Source organism: Wolbachia endosymbiont of Drosophila tristis, assembly GCF_028981745.1.
Taxonomy (GTDB): domain Bacteria; phylum Pseudomonadota; class Alphaproteobacteria; order Rickettsiales; family Anaplasmataceae; genus Wolbachia; species Wolbachia pipientis.
Map to the genome: position 1 here is coordinate 1 of NZ_JAPQLN010000091.1, position 2,400 is coordinate 2,400.

Below are 2,400 nucleotides of genomic sequence, written 5' to 3' on the forward strand. Positions count from 1 at the left end.
TTTTTCTTCTACTATATTTTGTAATTTCATAATTCATTTTCTCAAAAATTCCCTGCTTCTTCCATTGCCTGAACTGCTCATACACAGTCTTCCATAGCGGAAAATCATTTGGTAAATACCGCCATTGACACCCTGTACGCAATACATAGAAAATTGCTTCTAATATTTCTCTTTTGCTATACTTTGGCGGCCTTCCTCCTTTCTTGTATGATACTCTGAAGTGTTTTTCTATTCTTGCCCATTCCCTTTCGCTTAGATCTGTTGGATACTTTTTTCTCATCTTTACCCCGTACTAAAATTTCAGATATTATAGCCTTTTACTTGTTTCCGGACAAGCTCTCAATTCGTTTTGAACACCTTTTGATACAAATTTGCTAACATCTTCTCCTAATCTTGCTATTTCCTTTACAAAGCTTGATGAGATAAATTGAGTATCTTCAGAAGCAGGAAGAAATATGGTTTCGATTTCAGGAAGAAGTTTATAATTTACCCAGCTCATTTGAAACTCGTAATCAAAATCCGATACTGCTCTTAATCCCCTAATAATAACAGAAGCATTCTGCTCTTTGGCAAACTTCACTAGCAACCCATTAAAAGATATAACATCTGCATCAATTCCTAGCCCTTTGATTTCATTTTCAGCCATGCTTGTGCGTAGCTTTGTGTCAAAGGCAGTATGCTTATTAACGTTTTCTGCAACTCCTATTATTAATTTATCGACTAGTTTACACGCTCTTTTGATTATGTCAAGATGCCCAAAAGTTATAGGGTCAAATGTGCCAGGGTAGATTCCTATTTTGTCATTAATGTTCATCCTTTATTTTTATAAACTACTTTAAAAACTTTTGATAGACATAATAACATTTTTTATCTAAAAATAAAAGTATACAGTTGGCCTGATAGCTCAGTTGGTAGAGCAAAGGACTGAAAATCCTTGTGTCGCTGGTTCGATTCCTGCTCAGGCCACCTTCTCTTTCTTGGCAAACTTACCTTTTTGTTATAAAATACTCTATATCGTAATATAAATATTAGGGAGGCAAGTCATAGTATATAAATATTATAATAAACTATTTAATATCTTATTAATTATAGTTCTATTATTAAGCAATATTACTTATGCTGGCGTTAGTGAAAAACCGGCATCTCAACATGTAACCAGAAAAGAAGAACCAGCGTCAACTGTCTTGACGGCAGAAAATACAGTAAATAATGACATAGTTGTTGGTTTGTTGAAAACGGAAGAAGCACATGAGCTTGGGCTATCTCAAAATATCTACGAGATGTTTAATAACTTTGGAGTTAAAACCGTACTCATTGACTACAATAAAATAATTAACTTAAAAGAAATCCAAGAAAAGTCGCTTATCTTTGCAAAACAAGATGAAACATTGGCAAAGAAGCTAACATTAGACCGAATAAAAGTTGAAGTTGCAAAGTTTGTTAAAGAGCACAAAATAAATAGAATATTTATTCCGGATAATTTACACTCAGCACCCACTCCTTGTCGCCAGCTTGTTACTGAAGCAATTGTAAAAATAGTGGATGATAACCCTGCAATTCATTTACTTGGCATATGTGAAGGCATAATGAATGCAAAGGGAATTGAAGTAGTGAGTGTTGTGAGTGATGAAGAGAAACGAAGATCTCATTTAAAATCAGCACCTAATCCACAGAAAGAGGATCTACCTCTCCAGCAGATAAAGATCGTTCCAAATAGTCGTTTAGCAGAAGTAGTAGCCAAATTCCTAATACCTAATGAAAATGGCTGGTTTTCAACATATTTTCCAGATGCTCATTCAGGAGCAGTAAGTAATACACCAGAAAATAGAAGAAAATTGGAGTCACTTGGATATAAAGTTGCAGCATTTTCCAGTGAGGGGGTAATAGAGGCTATTGAAGATAAGCATGGTAATGTTCACTTTCAAAGTCATCCAGAAGCCCTTGTTGTGAAGTCAGATAAAAACCTCTATTTATCAAGTCACAAGGAACGTCAAGTGTCTACACTAGTTGCTATAGCGATTATGAATGATTTTCTTTATCGTGCTTAATGGCTATAGCTTTAGGCTTACCGACGATTTGATAAACGATAGATTTGTCATGTATCCGTTCAGGCAATGGCGTCAACTTAAGGAAAAATATCAGCGATAGTGTATAAAATTTCTCTCCAAATTTTTTATCATTAAATTATCCAAAGAGTGCAAGGGACAGCACTTTTGTTTCTATTTTATTGCAACAAAAAAGTTTAAAATGTGTCTTTTTTAGGTGAGGCATGCAAAAAGGAAAAGATCTTATCTTACAAATTAAAAATGCAATATACTCGAAAACTTTTCAGAAAATCCATTGTGTTGAGTTTTACACGAACAAGAAAACTTCCTTTTTCGACAGTATTTTCTATGATTT

3 protein-coding genes, 1 tRNA gene and 1 pseudogene are annotated in these 2,400 nt (G+C 34.1%); 3 read left to right on the top strand and 2 right to left on the bottom strand.

What is annotated here, in order from left to right; translation table 11 throughout:
• Both OZD64_RS03785 and coaD read right to left on the bottom strand, forming a co-directional pair.
• Positions 1-280, bottom strand: a 280-nt coding sequence (locus OZD64_RS03785; protein ID WP_044471353.1) for an IS5 family transposase, incomplete at its 3' end; no start/stop codon positions are given.
• Positions 281-307: 27 nt separating this feature from the next.
• The gene (coaD, locus tag OZD64_RS03790) at positions 308-814 is read right to left on the bottom strand and encodes a pantetheine-phosphate adenylyltransferase (protein WP_274999322.1); all 507 of its coding nucleotides are present in this window, start codon (positions 812-814) and stop codon (positions 308-310) included.
• A 79-nt stretch (positions 815-893) separates the two neighbouring features.
• Here coaD and OZD64_RS03795 point away from each other — a divergent pair.
• From OZD64_RS03795 to OZD64_RS03805, 3 genes and pseudogenes are all read left to right on the top strand, one after another.
• Positions 894-966 (top strand) — tRNA-Phe (locus OZD64_RS03795).
• Positions 967-1,184: 218 nt separating this feature from the next.
• A complete protein-coding gene (locus OZD64_RS03800; protein WP_274999323.1) occupies positions 1,185-2,048 on the top strand; it encodes a gamma-glutamyl-gamma-aminobutyrate hydrolase family protein in 864 nt (287 codons plus the stop codon).
• A gap of 221 nt (positions 2,049-2,269) precedes the next feature.
• A pseudogene (locus OZD64_RS03805) lies at positions 2,270-2,400 on the top strand (IS4-like element ISWosp8 family transposase); the annotation flags it as partial.